This window comes from Paenibacillus sp. FSL R5-0623 (genome assembly GCF_037974265.1).
In the GTDB taxonomy this organism is placed as follows: domain Bacteria; phylum Bacillota; class Bacilli; order Paenibacillales; family Paenibacillaceae; genus Paenibacillus.
The window spans coordinates 2,536,234-2,552,913 of record NZ_CP150233.1; the positions used below are offsets into that span (position 1 = coordinate 2,536,234).

General features: G+C 44.3%; 19 protein-coding genes. 17 read left to right on the top strand and 2 right to left on the bottom strand.

Features of this window, described 5'->3' with window-relative positions; genetic code table 11:
* Window positions 1-275: 275 nt before the first annotated feature.
* On the top strand, window positions 276-881 hold the full coding sequence (locus tag MKY92_RS11655) for a general stress protein (RefSeq protein WP_339300772.1): 606 nt from the start codon (window positions 276-278) through the stop codon (window positions 879-881).
* Between the two features lie 171 nt (window positions 882-1,052).
* Here MKY92_RS11655 and MKY92_RS11660 read toward each other — a convergent pair whose 3' ends face one another.
* Window positions 1,053-1,445, bottom strand: a complete 393-nt coding sequence (locus MKY92_RS11660; RefSeq protein ID WP_339300773.1) for a DUF202 domain-containing protein — start codon at window positions 1,443-1,445, stop codon at window positions 1,053-1,055.
* 72 nt (window positions 1,446-1,517) lie between these two features.
* Between MKY92_RS11660 and MKY92_RS11665 the strand changes: the two genes are divergently transcribed.
* The 7 genes from MKY92_RS11665 to MKY92_RS11695 all read left to right on the top strand — a co-directional run bounded on the left by MKY92_RS11665 (window position 1,518) and on the right by MKY92_RS11695 (window position 7,915).
* Window positions 1,518-2,666, top strand: a complete 1,149-nt coding sequence (locus tag MKY92_RS11665; RefSeq protein ID WP_339300774.1) for an acyltransferase — start codon at window positions 1,518-1,520, stop codon at window positions 2,664-2,666.
* Window positions 2,667-3,167: 501 nt separating this feature from the next.
* Window positions 3,168-3,542 carry a helix-turn-helix transcriptional regulator gene (locus tag MKY92_RS11670; protein WP_105598241.1) on the top strand — a complete coding sequence of 125 codons (375 nt, stop codon included), beginning with the start codon at window positions 3,168-3,170 and terminating at the stop codon, window positions 3,540-3,542.
* Window positions 3,543-3,544: 2 nt separating this feature from the next.
* Entirely contained in the window at window positions 3,545-4,552 is a 1,008-nt protein-coding gene (locus MKY92_RS11675; RefSeq protein ID WP_339300775.1) for a Gfo/Idh/MocA family oxidoreductase, read from the top strand.
* Between the two features lie 268 nt (window positions 4,553-4,820).
* Window positions 4,821-5,261 (top strand): ribonuclease, encoded by a 441-nt coding sequence (locus tag MKY92_RS11680; protein ID WP_289392080.1) that lies wholly within the window; start codon window positions 4,821-4,823, stop codon window positions 5,259-5,261.
* Window positions 5,262-5,275: 14 nt separating this feature from the next.
* Window positions 5,276-5,551, top strand: coding sequence for a barstar family protein (locus tag MKY92_RS11685; protein ID WP_339300776.1), 276 nt, complete (start codon window positions 5,276-5,278; stop codon window positions 5,549-5,551).
* Between the two features lie 248 nt (window positions 5,552-5,799).
* A complete protein-coding gene (locus tag MKY92_RS11690; protein WP_339300777.1) occupies window positions 5,800-7,089 on the top strand; it encodes an MFS transporter in 1,290 nt (429 codons plus the stop codon).
* 133 nt (window positions 7,090-7,222) lie between these two features.
* Window positions 7,223-7,915 (top strand): helix-turn-helix domain-containing protein, encoded by a 693-nt coding sequence (locus MKY92_RS11695; RefSeq protein ID WP_339300778.1) that lies wholly within the window; start codon window positions 7,223-7,225, stop codon window positions 7,913-7,915.
* A 191-nt stretch (window positions 7,916-8,106) separates the two neighbouring features.
* Here MKY92_RS11695 and MKY92_RS11700 read toward each other — a convergent pair whose 3' ends face one another.
* Entirely contained in the window at window positions 8,107-8,673 is a 567-nt protein-coding gene (locus tag MKY92_RS11700) for a TraR/DksA C4-type zinc finger protein (RefSeq protein ID WP_036609176.1), read from the bottom strand.
* A gap of 199 nt (window positions 8,674-8,872) precedes the next feature.
* Between MKY92_RS11700 and MKY92_RS11705 the strand changes: the two genes are divergently transcribed.
* The 9 genes from MKY92_RS11705 (at window position 8,873) to MKY92_RS11745 (ending at window position 16,600) form a co-directional block, all read left to right on the top strand.
* Window positions 8,873-9,250 carry a DivIVA domain-containing protein gene (locus MKY92_RS11705; RefSeq protein ID WP_017689054.1) on the top strand — a complete coding sequence of 126 codons (378 nt, stop codon included), beginning with the start codon at window positions 8,873-8,875 and terminating at the stop codon, window positions 9,248-9,250.
* Between the two features lie 42 nt (window positions 9,251-9,292).
* Complete coding sequence (locus MKY92_RS11710; RefSeq protein WP_339300779.1) at window positions 9,293-9,727, top strand: Rrf2 family transcriptional regulator; 435 nt, start codon at window positions 9,293-9,295, stop codon at window positions 9,725-9,727.
* A 256-nt stretch (window positions 9,728-9,983) separates the two neighbouring features.
* The gene (locus MKY92_RS11715; protein WP_339300780.1) at window positions 9,984-10,481 is read left to right on the top strand and encodes a metallophosphoesterase; all 498 of its coding nucleotides are present in this window, start codon (window positions 9,984-9,986) and stop codon (window positions 10,479-10,481) included.
* A gap of 340 nt (window positions 10,482-10,821) precedes the next feature.
* Window positions 10,822-11,736, top strand: coding sequence for a sugar phosphate isomerase/epimerase family protein (locus MKY92_RS11720; protein WP_339301765.1), 915 nt, complete (start codon window positions 10,822-10,824; stop codon window positions 11,734-11,736).
* Window positions 11,733-12,905: a Gfo/Idh/MocA family oxidoreductase gene (locus MKY92_RS11725; protein WP_339300782.1), complete on the top strand. Its 1,173-nt coding sequence runs from the start codon at window positions 11,733-11,735 to the stop codon at window positions 12,903-12,905. Before MKY92_RS11720 ends, MKY92_RS11725 begins: the two co-directional genes overlap by 4 nt.
* 62 nt (window positions 12,906-12,967) lie before the next feature.
* Window positions 12,968-14,065, top strand: a complete 1,098-nt coding sequence (locus MKY92_RS11730) for a Gfo/Idh/MocA family oxidoreductase (protein ID WP_339300783.1) — start codon at window positions 12,968-12,970, stop codon at window positions 14,063-14,065.
* Between the two features lie 327 nt (window positions 14,066-14,392).
* Window positions 14,393-15,022, top strand: a complete 630-nt coding sequence (locus tag MKY92_RS11735; RefSeq protein ID WP_339300784.1) for a DUF1643 domain-containing protein — start codon at window positions 14,393-14,395, stop codon at window positions 15,020-15,022.
* Between the two features lie 298 nt (window positions 15,023-15,320).
* Window positions 15,321-15,659: a hypothetical protein gene (locus MKY92_RS11740; protein ID WP_339300785.1), complete on the top strand. Its 339-nt coding sequence runs from the start codon at window positions 15,321-15,323 to the stop codon at window positions 15,657-15,659.
* 221 nt (window positions 15,660-15,880) lie between these two features.
* Entirely contained in the window at window positions 15,881-16,600 is a 720-nt protein-coding gene (locus MKY92_RS11745) for a ferritin-like domain-containing protein (protein WP_339300786.1), read from the top strand.
* Window positions 16,601-16,680: the final 80 nt, after the last annotated feature.

The window sequence follows — 16,680 nt, forward strand, 5'->3', positions numbered from 1 at the left end:
CGAAGGCTAAATAAGCCGTCCCCGGTTCCTTAGAAAATCGTCTGGACACTTCACCAGGATCAGCCAGTCTGGACTTCAAGATGATTTGGACGCCGACGTCCTTCAATTTATCACATGCCTGAGTTTGAAGGCACACCCCGATGAGGATTAAAAAGGAATGAACCTCAGCAATTATTTGCTATCAACACATAGTATATTGACTTGCGAGCGTTTAAAAGAAACTTAGGCGGGTAATAACATAGCGAACCACTCAATAATATGAGGAGGAATTCACTATGCAGAAGAAAATCGTAGGTGTGTTTAATACAGAACGTGAAGCATCGCAGGCTATCGAGGGTCTGAAAGCACAAGGATTCACTTCAGACGAAATCTCCGTTGTTACACAGGATCGGGATGAACTGAAGGCAATTCGGGAAGAGACAGGTACCAAAGCCCCTGAAGGCGTGGCTGCTGGTGCAGCAACAGGTGGTGTACTTGGTGGCGTAGCCGGTTTGCTCGCAGGTATAGGTGCACTAGCCATACCCGGCATAGGACCGATTCTGGCCGCAGGCCCTATCGCAGCAGCATTCACCGGTGCAGCTGTGGGTGCAGGAGCTGGCGGATTGGTGGGTGGACTTGTGGGTCTTGGTATTCCGGAAGAGGACGCTAAACAGTATGAGGAGTATGTACAGAATGGTAAAATCCTGCTGCTCGTAGATTCTACGGATCGGGACTCCGATGTGTACGATGTGTTCAGTGGCAACAGCCAGCTTAACCGAGACAGAGCCGAAGCAGCTCATCGCGGAGATGTGCCAGCCGAACGTCCGGATCTGGATATGGAAGAACGCAGATTGGAAGCCCAAACCAAGGCAGCACGATTGGGTAACAATACATTCCTGTAATCTTGCCGCATTCTGGTGATATGAAATAGAACCTAATGACTTAATATCTGCAAAATGGAATGACATATATGATCCACCAGATGGTCATTAGCCGGTTTCCTTAAGGGAAGCCGGCTTTTGTCCCTGTGTTGCATGTGGGTGTCAATAATGGCAGATGGTGTTTTTACCCAGTCAAGCAGGGAATAACAATACATATAACAGTACAGCCAAAGCGAGTCCAATCACCAGTAACATCATGGTAAGAAACCGGATTAATCCGGTCGATGCCTGAAATGTCTGTTCATTGATTTGTGTACGCTTCCGATGATAGGCCGCTGCCGAATATAAAATGATGGATATGCCGCCAATCAGAGAAGTGATACCGGTAATAATCGCCGCAATATGTGCAAGCCGATCATACGCCGACGAATTGAAACCAAATCCGGCAGCAAGAAAGCCGATACCCGCCATGGCAATACCTGTGCGTACCCAGGCCAGAAAAGTTCGCTCGTTAGCCAGATGTTGTTGGACATACTTGGAATCAGTAGTGGTTACGTCTTTGTCTGTGAAAGAAATGTGTATCAACTCCGTTCATTAAATATACGGCTTCATTGTACTTTGTTTGTATCGCAAAACCAAGAAAGGATGACTGAGTGTATGCCTCGCAAAGAACGAATTACAGAAATAGAGAGCTTAAGGGGAATTGCATTTGGAGCAGTGGTTCTCCAGCATTCTATCGCACATTACTCTGTGGTGCCGGAAACGAGACTGGAGGATGGCGTGTTACTGGCCATACTGCTGATGCTCTCCAAATTTGCCGTTCCTTTATTCATATTCATAACAGGTATGGTGCTGTTTTATAACACGGGAGACAAGCTGCATTATGGCCAGTTCATGAGAAAAAGAGTAAACGATGTCATCGTGCCTTATCTAATTTGGTCACTCATATACTTTACACTTGCACCGCGAGGCTGGACCGGATTTGGATGGAATGACATCCCTGACCTAGGCCTGAAGTTGCTTACGGGCAAAACGACTTCACACTTTTGGTACATCATTATGTTGATTCAGTTTTATCTGTTATTTCCGCTCTTCTTGCGAGCCATTCGTTATGTATATAACCGATATGAGGCCAAGGGACGCTTGATCGCATTATTGATTTCTGGTGTGGTGTATCTGGTGCTTGCGGACCAATTAAGAAACATCGCCAAATTCATGGAACGGCTGAATATACCGGTGCTGACAGATGCTTTTACAACGTATGCAGACCGCAATTTCCTCTATTTTTTTATTTATTTTGTCCTAGGTGCAGCCGCGGGGTTATCCGTCCAGCACTGGAATGAATGGATTCATCGATTGCGCTGGATATACTGGACAGTGTTTATTGTTCTGGGTCTGCGGTTTACTTATTTATTAATGCTGGAGTTTCAGAAGCCGGAAGGAATCAAAATTACATTCTATACAGTCAGCTTGATCCGCCCTGATATGGCACTCTTTCTGATCGCTTCCATTATGGTCATGTACCAGCTGGCCGGGAAACTGCATAACCTCAGGGCTACACGATTGCTGGGATGGATTGGTGGTGTATCGTATGGCGGTTATCTGATGCATATGTTGATGCTGCGGTATAGCTACATTCCGGATGAGTTGTTGTACGTTGCTATGGGCTGGAACCCTGTCGTCCGAATGATCATCACCTGGTTGTTGGCTCTTGCATTATCCTGTGTACTGACATGGCTTATCTCGCGTGTAAGCTGGGGCAAATGGATTGTGGGGTCTGTACCCAAGCCTGCCCGAAATAAATGAATATATCAACATATGAAAAATTCACAACAGAATCACAATTGTGCGGAATGTACAGGTGTACGAGAGTGTAATCACAAGATACAGGAGCATAGGTATTAAAGCTTTTGCACAGTCGTTCTTATTATTAAAATTCGATCACACGACTCTCGGAGCTCTGAAATAAACAACTTATGAACTGATTTCATAACTCACTAAAAATGAATTTCTGTAACTGGATATAGACAAATTGAACCGTTTCGATCTATATCCAGCCTTTGATTGAAGCAGCTAAAAGGTATTATGAAATTGATTCTTTTGAATAAAAATTAAAATTTCATTACCTGAAAAATTCACAACAGAAAACCTTTTTTGTGCTTCCCCAGGCTATCCCATATTCACACGATTTCTTGTTCGCCCTCCTTGAAGATAGATAAAAGGGAGGCAAAGCGGAGAAAGATGGCAGAACACGAACATAAGTTTTATAATACTAGATATATAGGTTCTGACAGGAGGGGAATGAACGTGGCTTTTATGATTGCACAGCGGGCATTTATCAAGCTGTATCTGATTACGATGGTTGAACAGCATAGAGGGTATGGTTATGAGATGCTGGAGGCGATGAAGCAGGAATTCAAAGACTACGGTTATGTACCACCCCAGAGCGAGGTCTATCGGGCACTGCATGAATTGGTACAGCAAGGTGTTTTTTATCGGACGAAGAAGCTGAAGGGTAATGATCCAAAAGTCGATTTTCAGGAAATCGTTTTATATCATTTTACGGATGATGGTGCGGAAAAAGCTGAGTTATACAAAAAACAGGTCAAAACGGATCTGGATCGTTGTCTCGGCATGTTACACAAGGCAGATGAGGACAATTACGGTACGAAAGGAAGATGAGCATGAACAGACAGTTACAGTGGGGTGTACTCGGTACGTCAACCATTGCCAAAAATGCAGTCATTCCGGCGATCCAGCAGTCTGAACGTGGTGAGGTGTTGGCGATTGCCAGCCGCAGCAAGGAAAAGGCGGAAACCCTTGCCGAAGAACTGGGCATTGCCAGATCGTATGGCAGTTATGAAGAGCTCATCGCTGATCCGGACATTGAAGCCGTCTATATTCCTTTGCCTAACCATATGCACAAAGAATGGACCATCAAAGCGGCACAGGCTGGCAAACACGTGTTGTGTGAGAAACCTGCTGCCCTGAATGCAGATGAATCGGCAGAAATGATTGAGGCATGTGAGCAGCATGGTGTTCTTTTTGCAGAAGCAATTATGTATCGATATCATCCCAAGCACAGACGTGTGCAAGAGATTATAGCCAGTGGGGAGATTGGCACCGTCAGAGCCATCCATGGTAACTTTACCTGTAATACCGCTGATGACAAGGAAAATGTAAGGTTCAAAAGAGAGATGGGCGGAGGATCATTATTCGATCTTGGCGTGTATCCGATCTCGGCAGCCCGGATGTATCTGGGACAGGAACCGGAAGCGGTGACAGTACACGCTTTATTCTCGGACGAGCATGATGGAGTGGATATGATGGCGTCGGGATTGGTAGAATTTCCGAATTCGGTAGCTTTAACTTTTGACTGCGGCATGTGGGCTTCAGGACGAGCGGAGATGGAGATTCTAGGGACGGAAGGGCGGATTGAACTGCCAAAAGTATTTGGCTGGGAGAATAGTGATATTCCACCTCAGATTATTGTACACACCGATTCGGTCAGCCGTGAGGAGCGTGTATCGGTGTCGAATTCCTATGTGCTTCAGGTAGAGACATTTGCAACGGCTGTGCTTGAAGGAGAGGCCTTACCTTTCAGTCCGGAAAATACCATTCAAAACATGCGCGTTATTGATGCATGCCTGGAATCGGCTCGAACTCGTCAACGTGTGCAATTGATCGATTAGATTAGGTCAGGTCAGTTTAAACATACTAGAAAAGTAGACTCCATCTTCAGGGATGAGAGTCTTTTTACTGTATTAAAATGTTACAATTATAATATTTTACAATTTAAACGTCTTCATTTGATATTTCTACCAAAATGATGTGATATAAATAGTCATGAGATGACTTGTTTACTATAATCTAGCAGAACGCACAACTAGAAAGTTACAGCTTGCAGTATGCATATCGTGACAACGTTCATCTACTTTGAGGGATCGGGAGGCCGGATTGATGAAAAAGTTGATATCCACCGCATTACTGGCATTGTTGTTAACGTTTGTTTTCCTCACAGGTTCACAGTTCACTCCAGTCGCACAGCAGAAGGCATCTGCTGCAACATGTACCATCATCAATACGTTTACGGGTGTAGCTAACTATTTGAGTGCAAACGGAACGTTGCCATGTAACTTTATTACCAAATCACAGGCAACAGGACTTGGCTGGGTAGCGTCCAAAGGAAACTTGGCTGTAGTGGCCCCTGGGAAAAGCATCGGCGGAGACGTATTTGGCAATCGCGAGGGGCTTCTGCCTTCAGCAAGTGGACGTACATGGCGCGAAGCGGATATTAATTATACTTCGGGCTTCCGTAATTCGGATCGGATTGTGTACTCCAATGATGGACTCATCTACAAAACGACAGATCACTATGCATCATTTACACGTTTGAAATAGAGGATGGAGCAGCCATGAATACCGTGATTCTGGATGGAGAAGACTTTGCGAGTAGCGCTGAACTTCATCAACAATTAAAGGATAAGCTGAAGCTACCGGATTTTTATGGCGGTAATCTCGACGCTCTGTGGGATTGCCTGACGGGTACGATTGAACTTCCACTAGAGCTAAAATGGACCAACTACCAAATCAGCGAAGAACGACTAGGGAATGAAGCAGGCCGGGTTCGTGATTTGATGTTGGAGGTACAGGCTGAACAGGCTGGATTTCAATTGCGTGTTGAGAAGTAGGCAGCAAAAAAAGGCAGTTCTAATACAATCCGTCCAGCCGAGCAGACCACTTGTGGTCTGTTTTTTTGTGTGTTATAGAAGGTTGTCCCAAAATTCCCTGCGTTGATTACGAATCATCTGAAAGTAGAGCGAGATTTTACTTTTTTCCTTATCGTTAAAATTATTTTCACGGAGGTATTGATTTATGCGTAACTTACGTTAAAATAAAATTAACATGAAAAATATTTTAACGTTGAGGAGTGAAAGGGATGAGCGATAACACAGCAGTTGGCAAGCAAGGTATGGGTGAGTTAATACGAATCAGACCGTACATGCAATTTATGCTTAGTAAAGTTGTATCCAGATTTGGTGATTCCATTGACTCGATTGCTTACAGTTGGATGGTGTACATTCTAACCGGTTCGAAAGTGTTGATGGGTACGTTGCTGGCGGTGAATTTTTTGCCCAATATCCTTCTGGGACTGTTCGCCGGGGCTTTGGTTGATCGCATGTCTCCCAAAAGAGTGATTGTGATTACCAATACTGGTCGCGGGTTGTTTGTGGGGATTACAGCTCTACTGTTTGGATTGGGCCAACTTGAAGTCTGGCATCTGTTTGTCATTACAATTCTGAATTCTCTGCTGGAATGTTTCACTACTCCTGCGGAAGTGTCCAGTGTCCCCAGATTGCTTCCCCCATCGATGCTGCTTTCGGGTAATGCCATGTCCTCTTCCGCAACCAGAGTGGCCGAACTCGCAGGACTTGCAGTGGCGGGTGCCCTTATTGCTACAATAGGGATTGCCTGGACGATCTTGATTGATGCGGGGTTGTTTGCGCTAAGTGCTTTGATTATGAGCCGAGTAGGCTACCCTGAAGTCTTAACATCTGCTAACAATGAAGATAAAACATCAATTGAAATGAATTCTCTTCCATCCGACAAAAGTAGTATATTTTCCGAAATGGCGGAAGCTTTTCATTTTCTCCGTAAACATGCCTTATTGTTAATTGTCTCCATCCTGTTTGCCTTCGTTAATTTCTGCCTGATGCCGTTTAATGTTCTTCGTACACCCTATGTCATTGAAACACTGCATGCTGGCGCTGGGGGATTAAGTCTGCTTAGTGGGCTGATGGTGGGAGGTATGTTGCTCAGTGGTGTATGGTTGACACAAAGGGGAGCGAATTATCGTAAAAGTGTGCTGGTCATCAGCGGTATTGTCATGTTGGGTCTCAGTTATGCGATGACGGCACTACCCGCTTATATGACTTCCTTCCAACTGCCGGTTGCAGCGGCCTTTTGTCTACTGATGGGTATGGGGATTCCGCTGGCTACAACACCGCTGGCCACCTATCTTATGGAAGTTACCCCTTCGGAGATGCTGGGCAGAGTGTATGCCCTTCAGGGTATGCTCGTCTTGAGTGTTTCACCCCTTGGGAGTCTGGCTTCGGGAGCACTTGCAGATTGGATGACCATGCCGGTTCTGTTTATCGTTTCTGGTATTATGCTTGCCATGTCCGCAGGTATGCTGTTATTTAGCAAAAGTTTTCGAAGTGTTCTGTGAAGATATTCAGAAGTGATCCTTAGCCGATTTTCTGTATCAAGTCATTTCTGGCTCGTTTTGACCGAAGTCCTGACGCAGCGGTATAATAGAGACATCGATGGACAACAGGTACCCCGGAAATGAGGATACAGGGATGGAGCACAAGGTTCTTTCAACAATTGAAGAAATTAAAATCTACTCCGATCCGTATCGGATACAGATTATGAATATGTTTAACAAGCAGGGCAGACCATCCACTGTCAAAGAGATCGCCGACCAGATGGGTGAGGTGCCAGCCAAAGTGCACTATCATGTGAAAAAGCTGGAGAAAATTGGTCTGCTGACCATCGTTTCCACACGTGAGATTAATGGGATTATCGCAAAATACTACGAACCATACACCGGAGAGATCCATCTCCGTCACGAAGATGAAGATAAGGAAAACTCTCCATTGAAACAGGTGTTTCGGTCCGAGACGCTCAAATTATTAAATGAAATGTTCGAACAGAGTCGTCAGCGATTCATGCATCAGGCGGAAAACGAAGATCGGATGTTTCTCTCGGACATCACGCTGTATGCAACCCGTGAGGAAGTAGAGCAGCTGTATAAAAATATCATAAAACTCTGTGAACCCTATACAACAAAAGAGAATCGACAAGGGGAACATGAGGTCTTTCAGTTATTTTCAGCGCTCTCTAAACCTATAGTGAAAATACCTGCTTCTAAGACAAATGCAAAAGAGAAAAAGAAAGCTACGTCTGATAAGGGCAAATCAACTACGAAAACGTCTCGATCCGTGTCTAAGCGGCAGGAATCTGCATCATCTGGTAGTGAGTCGGAAGAATAAACGGTTGGAATACATGGGGTCTACGTTATCGCTGGAAGCAAGTACCGGCAAACGTGAGAGACTGTTATGGAGAAAACTAGAAAAAGCCGCCCAATGGCGGCTTTTTAATGCGTGATAAGGAAGGCTAATGGTGGAGCAGCCTATTGAATCCAATTCAATTTTGATGCATCCCGTTTCAGTTCATAACGAAGTTACATGTTCTCATCGTAGCCCTTCACATCACGTTTGGCTGCGGTTGCGGGGGAGTTGGATGTGCCATATTCTTCAACTGCTTCCCAGGCATCTGCGTTGTCGAACTTGCCCGCTCGCTGCTGTCTTCCTTCTCCAGCACCACTTGGAGGCATGGTCATCACTTCTTCTTCAACGGGCCGATCGTTGCTGATTTCCCGATTAGGTGTGTCGTCAATACAGTAAGCGGTATAGGGGATAGCCTCAAGTCGTTCGAAGGGAATATCTTCGCCGCACGTTACACAGGTTCCATATGTACCTTGCTCCATACGTTCCAATGCGTCGTTCACTTGATTGAATTCGTCTGTTAATGTATCGTCAATCGCCAGATCACGGCTACGTTCAAATGTTTCCGTACCGGCATCTGCCGGATGATTATCATAGGAGGACAGCTCACCGGTTGAATCTTTCAGCGACTCGACTGGAGCACCGTCTTCCATGCTGGATTCAAAATGACGCTGTAAGTTTTCACGTTGCTCCAAAAGGGCGTTTTTCAGTATTTGATGTTGATCTTTAGTTAATGTACTCATAAGGACATGCTCCTTTCCCGTTGTGGGGTGTAGTGAGTCTTTACCCGAATTGGATGAAAAGCAATCATTTTCGTGAGGAATAGGGCTGTATCGTTTTATATCTGACGGATTATGTGTTATAAAAAATAGAGAGAGAAATTGCCGTGTGTTCTTCCCAGGAAATAGAACTACGGCTTGGCTTATAATGGAGGTTGTCAATATGGATGAACATATGAAACGAAGATTGGATAAACAAAGACAATTGTTCAAACAATTGGGTGTGCAGCTAGATGCGTTATCGATACATGAAAAACAATTTAATTATAAACTTCGTGGTTATGATCCGGATGAGGTAGATGCTTATCTTGACCTGGTCATCAAAGATTACGAACGTTTCTATGCCAATATTGCAGATCTAATGGACAAATGGCAAGAACAGCAGTTAACGATCCGCGATCTCAAGTCGTCCGCGAAACCGGTGGAAGATCCAACCAAGATTGATCGCAAACAGCTGGATGATATTGTGAAACAACTGGAATACAGTGTGCGACAGCTCAAGATCAGAGCACGTCCCGAAAAGGATCTGTTCTCTGAATAAGGTCAGCATGTCTTGGATTATATTAAATAAAGGTGGTTAATCATGAGTACTCATTTTTCGGTCAGTGTGCATTGTTTGTTGTTATTGTCACTCAGCGCGCCTGAACGAATCACGTCTGCACATATTGCAGGTAGCGTGAATACCAACCCTGTCGTCGTCAGACGTATTCTGGGCGGGCTGAAAAAGGCAGGATTGGTGAACTCCTCTCCTGGAACAAGAGGCTTCTACTTAGCGAAGCCATATAATGAAATCACATTAGCCATGATCTATCAGGCTGCCAAGGACGAAGGTCCATTGTTCCCGATTCACGGCAATTGTAACCCGGATTGTGAGGTAGGCTTGCATATAGACGGCTTGCTGACCAATCTGTATCAGGTTGCTGAGGCGAAGGTGGAGCAGTTCTTTGCATCCATTACACTCGAAGATATGGAACGTTCCTGTACTCAGATGCAAGCTGTTCCATCACAGACAGAGTAGATTGCAACAAAGACTTAAAGTGCATGTTCAAAAAGGGTGGTTTTCAGTACCGAGAAGATGGGATGAAGTTAGAAATGGAGTAGCGGAGCGTAGGAAACTACGTGAGCAACTACAATGTTTCCTAAGGAAACAACCTTCGTAAGCATATGCTTATTTCGGCTGAATTCCATATTCGATGTTGCGATGCCGTTAGGCATCCTTCGTAATCAAAAGCGGACTTTTTGAACGACCTCTTAAAGGAAAGGTGGGTTGTTATATGAAAATTGTAGTCATCTCCGACACACATTGTTCACGTAAATCACGGAAGTTACCGGCTAGGCTCTTGGATGTATTGCCGAGTGCCGATCTCATTCTTCATGCCGGTGACTGGTCGGATTGGAGCGTATACCCATTGCTTAGTGAGTATGCACCAGTTGAAGGGGTAGCTGGTAATACGGACCCGTCCGAAATCGCTGAAAAACTGGGATATTCCCGTATTGTTGAAGTGGAAGGACTTCGTCTGGGTCTCGTGCACGGTCATCTGGGATCAAAGGGTACGGAGCAGAATGCAATTCATACCTTTGCAGGCCAGCATGTGGATGCTGTGATCTACGGACACTCACACATCCCGGTGATGCATACCGTGGACAACACACTGGTATTTAATCCGGGGTCGCCTACGGATAAACGTTTTCAGAAGCAATACTCATTTGGCATCATGACAATAGATCAGGGGAAAATACAGGCTGAACACGTGTTCTTTGATCGGGATTAGAAGATATGCGCGCTGGTTGCAAGCTGGACGAGTACAAGAGCCAGAACCAGCTACTGAAGTGGCGACTTGATAACTGATAGGGAACCTTTTCATCAAATTTAAACCTATATACAATTATTGTACAAGGCATCTTTGAGCAGAATTCAAATCTGTTCCAGGGATGTCTTTTTTGATTTTTGATCACATCATTCTCTTGGAAGTTATCTCTGAATGGGGAATGTGCCCTGTTCGTTATCTGTCATTCATCTGTTGGCGTTTTCCCCTATGGTGACGTTCAGTGGAGTGGTACAATGCCTTTACGACATGAAATGAATACGTTTACATAAGGAGATGGATCATGATGAAACTGTCTGTATTCACGGTGGCTACCCCTGATCTGAATGCAGAAGAACTGGCATCGGCTGCGGCAGCAGCGGGAATTGATGGAATTGAGTGGAGATTCCGTGGAATTCCTGAAGATGCTATGTCTGAAGAGCCTTCTTACTGGAGAAATAATCGATGCTCGGTAGATCCGAGCCGCTGGGAGGAACAGGTTCCTGTTTTTCGTGAAGCAGCGTTAGGGCAGGGTAGAAAATCCATCGCACTTGTACCGTATCTGAACTGTGAAGATCTGTCTGCCACCAAGCAAGCGTTTCAGGCTGCGGCTGGGTTAGGAGCTTCAATGATGCGTGTAGGTGTTCCTGGATATGATCGCAAGACCAGTTATCCTGAGTTGTATCGTAAAGCCGTTGATTACCTGAGTGAAGTACAAGATCTGGCCAAACAGTACAACATCAAGGCGATTGTAGAGACACATCATCAGACGATTGCACCGACGGCATCGCTGGCCTATCGGCTTGTACAATCGCTCGACCCGCAGCATGTGGGTGTATTGTACGATCCAGGCAATATGGTGCATGAAGGATATGAGAATCATCGAATGGGACTTGAGTTGCTGGGCCCTTATCTGGCTCATGTACATGTAAAAAATGCCGGGTGGTTTGAAGCAGAAGGGAAAGATTCGCAAAAGGCTAACGTGACTGAGAAGAGCAGCGGAGTGGCTCTGAATACAGCCTGGAAATGTCACTGGACGCCGCTGACTGAAGGCATGGTCGATTGGGTACAGATGGTGCGGGATCTTCGTGCCGTTGGATATGACGGATACTACGGAATTGAGGACTTTAGTGGTGCCTTGGAATCCAAGGCGATGTTACAGCATTTTGCAGACGTTTTCGCCGAAATTGAGCATCGTGTGGACGAGGAGGAGCAGTCATGAGTATCGTACGAGTAGCGGTGATTGGTATAGGAAACATGGGAGCAGCACATGCCAGAACGTTGGTGGCTGGAGAAGTACCCGGTGCAGAGCTGGTCGCCGTATGTGATGTAAGAAGAGAGATGGAGAGCTGGGTATCCAGTCATCTTCCGGCAACGGTAACTTATTGGCAGGATGCTGAGCAGATGATGGCTTCGGGTACGATTGATGCGGTCATTATTGCAACGCCGCATTATGATCATCCGGAACAGGCCATTCAGGCTTTCCAGCATGGCTTGCATGTCATGATCGAGAAGCCGGCCGGTGTATATACGAAACAGGTACGCAAGATGAATGAAGGGGCCGCAGCCAGTGGCAAAGTCTTTTCCATGATGTACAACCAGCGGACCAATCCACTATACATTAAGCTGAGAGACTTGATTGCTTCGGGCGAACTGGGTGAGGTACGGCGTACCAACTGGATTATTACGAACTGGTATCGATCCCAAAGTTACTATGATTCCGGCGGCTGGCGGGCAACATGGGCAGGTGAAGGGGGCGGTGTACTGATTAACCAGGACCCGCATCAACTGGATCTGTGGCAGTGGACCATCGGCATGATGCCGGTGCGAATGCGTGCTTTCTGTTCGTTTGGCAAGTATCGGAACATTGAAGTGGAAGATGATGTAACAGCTTATGTGGAGTATGAAAATGGAGCAACGGGTGTCTTTGTAACGACTACTGGCGAAGCACCGGGTACGAACCGATTTGAGGTCAACGGAGACCGAGGTAAAATCGTGATCGAAGACGGAAAACTTACGTTCTGGCGACTTCGGGAATCTGAACCTGAATTCAATCAGCGGTTTACCGGAGGTTTTGGACAGCCAGAATGCTGGAAATGTGAGGTTCCGATTACAGGTGTGGAAACGGGGCATCCGGGTCTGATTCGCAATTGGGTAGATGCCATTCGTACAGGCGTACCACTTATTGCTCCCGGTGAGGATGGTATACACGGATTAACATTGTCGAACGCTATGTTGCTGTCCACCTGGACGGATAACTGGGTGGATCTGCCGATCGATGAGGATCTGTTCTATGAGCATTTGCAAGAACGTATTGCTGGTTCCACGACAAAGAAAGACAAGGCATTCAGTGGCAGTCAACCTGCTGATTTGAGTCAGACGTTTAAATGAAGACAATTTCTTATATAGACGAGTTCATTGTAATCAACATTTTATAATAAGGATGGGATGACATGGCTAAAGACGGAATGTTTTATGCACCAAAAAGTGTTACAAAAGAGGTCGTATGTGGTCCGGGTGAGTTCACTATTGCTGCTGTTGCGCTGGATCATGGGCACATCTACGGCATGGTTGGGGGATTGTTGGAGGCTGGAGCTACCCTCAAGTGGGTGTATGATCCGGACCCGGCGAAGGTAGAGGCATTTCGGAAGCAGTTCCCACAGGCTCAAGTTGCTGGATCTGAAGCCGAAGTGCTCGCCGATGATGAGGTGTTATTGGTGGCAAGTGCAGCGATCACTTCAGATCGAGCGCCGCTTGGCATGAGAGTTCTGGCCGCAGGCAAGGATTATTTTACAGACAAAGCCCCATTTACCACGCTGGAGCAATTAAAGCTTGCACGAGAAGAAGTGAAGCGAACAGGCAAAAAGTACATGGTGTATTACAGTGAACGACTGCATGTAGAAAGTGCGATCTATGCGGGGCAGCTCATCGAACAGGGAGCAATCGGCAAAGTAGTGCAAGTTATGGGTACAGGCCCGCATCGCTTAAATGCCGGAGGAAGACCCGACTGGTTCTTCAAGCATGAGCAGTATGGCGGTATTCTCTGTGATATCGGGAGTCACCAGATCGAACAATTTCTGACGTTTGCATCATGTACGGACGCTGAGGTAGGTTTCAGTCGTGTGCATAACTTCAATCACCCACAGTTCCCGGAATTGGAAGACTTCGGCGAAGCTTCTCTGGTCGGGGACAACGGAGCGTCCGGTTACTTCCGAGTGGACTGGTTCACACCGGATGGTCTGGGCACATGGGGCGATGGGCGTACAGTTATTCTGGGAACGGACGGTTATATCGAGCTGCGGAAGTACATTGATGTAGCGAGAGAACCGGAAGGAGATCAGGTCTATCTGGTTAACCATGAAGGCGAGTTTCGCTACAGCGTGAAGGGCAAGGTCGGTTATCCTTTCTTCGGCCAACTTATTCGCGATTGCCTGGACCGGACCGAGACAGCCATGACACAAGAACATGCATTCAAAGCGGCAGAACTCTGTCTGATTGCACAGCACAAAGCCATGAGCGAGCGCGTGGTGCGGAGTAGCGGAGCGAAGTAAATGTTTTAGGTGAAGGGGAACAAAGGTTGATTACTGAAGGATATCTGTAATCTTCTATTGTTGAGTGAAGAAAGAGCAGCCCAAATGTTAAACTGCATCCAACAGGTTAGTCTTTTCTAACGAATGGAGCAGTTCATACTGGGGCTGCTTTTTTGAGTATGTTCGTGACTTCGCAGATGGATTAATATGGGTTATATTATATGTAGTTCGGATATTCGTTAAAAAGAAAAGTAGTTACGAAGTTCGTATATATGATGTTATAGGAAATCAGCGAGTAAATCGAAAAAAAGTCGCTAAAATGCGTATACAAGGAAGGAGAAGATCGAATTGTTGTTTGCTCAACTGGCTGAAAAAAATCAGTTACATTTTAAATCTGGTTCAATTAACGGGACTTCAGGAGTTGCTGTTTTCAATACATCGTGTACTAATCGATATTTTTTAGAGAAACGTTGGGAACAAGGTGAAAACATTCTGACTGCAATAATGATGAATCCAAGTACGGCTTCACACAATGAAACTGATGATACGGTTGATCAGTTAATTAGTGTTGCAAAAACGCAGAATTGTCATGCACTATTTGTTGTTAATGTTTCTAGTCATATTCAAGGTACCAGTAGTAAAACAAAAGTTTCACACTTTGATTATGAAGCCATTAATTGGTTGTTTGTTTCTAATGCTATTTTAGAAGCTAAAATCGTTTTCCTTGGATGGGGGATGAAGGGGCAGAAAGGAATTAATAAACAACAAAAATTATATCCTGCTATAGTAAATACTTTTAAGACTTCGATAGATAAATTGTATAGTTATGAAGTATTAAAATCGGAAGATAAGAAATTCATTGAAAATCCTATTTTTTATGTACCTCATCCACGGCCTCAGGGGCAGAAAGATAAATATTTAAATATATCAATTCAAAATATTAGTAATGATGATTTCAACTGCTTATTTGTTAGATAAATAAGATATCTTTAAATTAAATAGGATCTAATGCTTGTAAGTAGTTCAAAGAGGGCGTTGACATCCTATAACATAATATTCAAGCTGCGGCTCCTTTTGGAGTCTTGGTCTGCAAGTTGGATTTCGGAGAAGCATTTCAGCAGACAACCCCTTCGGGGTTCATGAATACCGGAACGTTATCCGAAATACCTGAAATGGGGAATTGACAATGAAGTACTTGAATACAAGAAGAAAAAGGTTTATGTTTGCATGTTTGCTCATCGTAGTAATTTATTTTTCTCTTTCTGGATGGATAAGCATGGAAGTGAAAAAAACAGTAAGAAGTGTACTGCTAACTGAAGATTTTATAAAGAATGAAAAAAATATAAAGAAAGTAGCATTTGATAACTTTTTGAGATTTAGCGGTAGGGAAGTTTATCCGTTATATAACAAAAATGATGTTGAGATAGATGTTGTTGTAAGTCAACCTATTTCAATTCATTATTTTGTTGGGGGATATGCATGGATGACTTATAGATATAGAGGAATTGACAAGAAGACTAATGAAATACTATTTGGTGCAAATGCTCCAATAAGAATAAAAGTAGATCTGGTTAAGGGTCGATGGAAAATCATTAAGAAATGGGAAAAACCGTGAATGAGAGTAATTCAATGAAGTCAGGTACATAGGATAACAATACATTCCTACTGTGGGCATTCGCCCTTGATCGCTTAGAAGGATTTTCAAGAAGATTATTCAGGCGATACATTCAACCGGCTAAGTCTGACGACCCGTTCCCTGCGGTCACTTAAGCTGCTTGAACGTCAGGAATGCCAAACGTTATCTGACATAAAACTATTACATTTTAGGAGCAAATAATGAATATCACTTTCTCGAAATGGGTGCAATATTATCGAAGAAATAATCAAAACCTCAAATATATTCATTGGGATGACAACTATAAATTAACAACTAATGAAAGAGAAATAATCATTAAGTCAATTCAACAGTTTCAATTAGGAGAAAACTCTGAAGGTACACATCTAATTAAACGTGCGCAAGAATATGTACATCAGACACAAGATCAGGATTACTATGAAGCGCTTATAGAATTCATTAAAGAAGAACAGAGGCACGCTAGAGATCTAGGCAGATTTATGAAGGTACAGGGAATCCCACTCCTTCGTAGACATTGGGTGGACAATGTATTTAGAAGATTACGTCGATATGCGAGTTTAGAACAATCAGTCATTGTTCTATTAACTGCTGAGATCATTGCTAAGTTGTACTATAAAGCCTTGCAAAAATCTACAAAGTCAGAAGTATTAATCGATTTATGTAATCAGATTTTAAGTGATGAGAAGAAACATGTTCAGTTTCAATCCGAAACACTTCATAAATTTGCTCAAAATAGAAACGTTCTCTTTAACAGAATAGTTTATATCCTTCGTAGAATCCTTTTTGAAGGAACGCTAATTATAGTGTGGTATCAACATAAGCCTGTATTTAAAGCTGGGGGATATAAACTCAAAAGTTATTACTATGAATGCCGTCATGAGTTTAACTTAACAAAGAAGATTATAGCTAATTCACAGTAGAGGTTTACGTCAGATAACATTACATCCAAGCTTCGGGTCCTGACGCTCCCTGGGTCAGCCCCTAGGAATTGGCAGGGAAG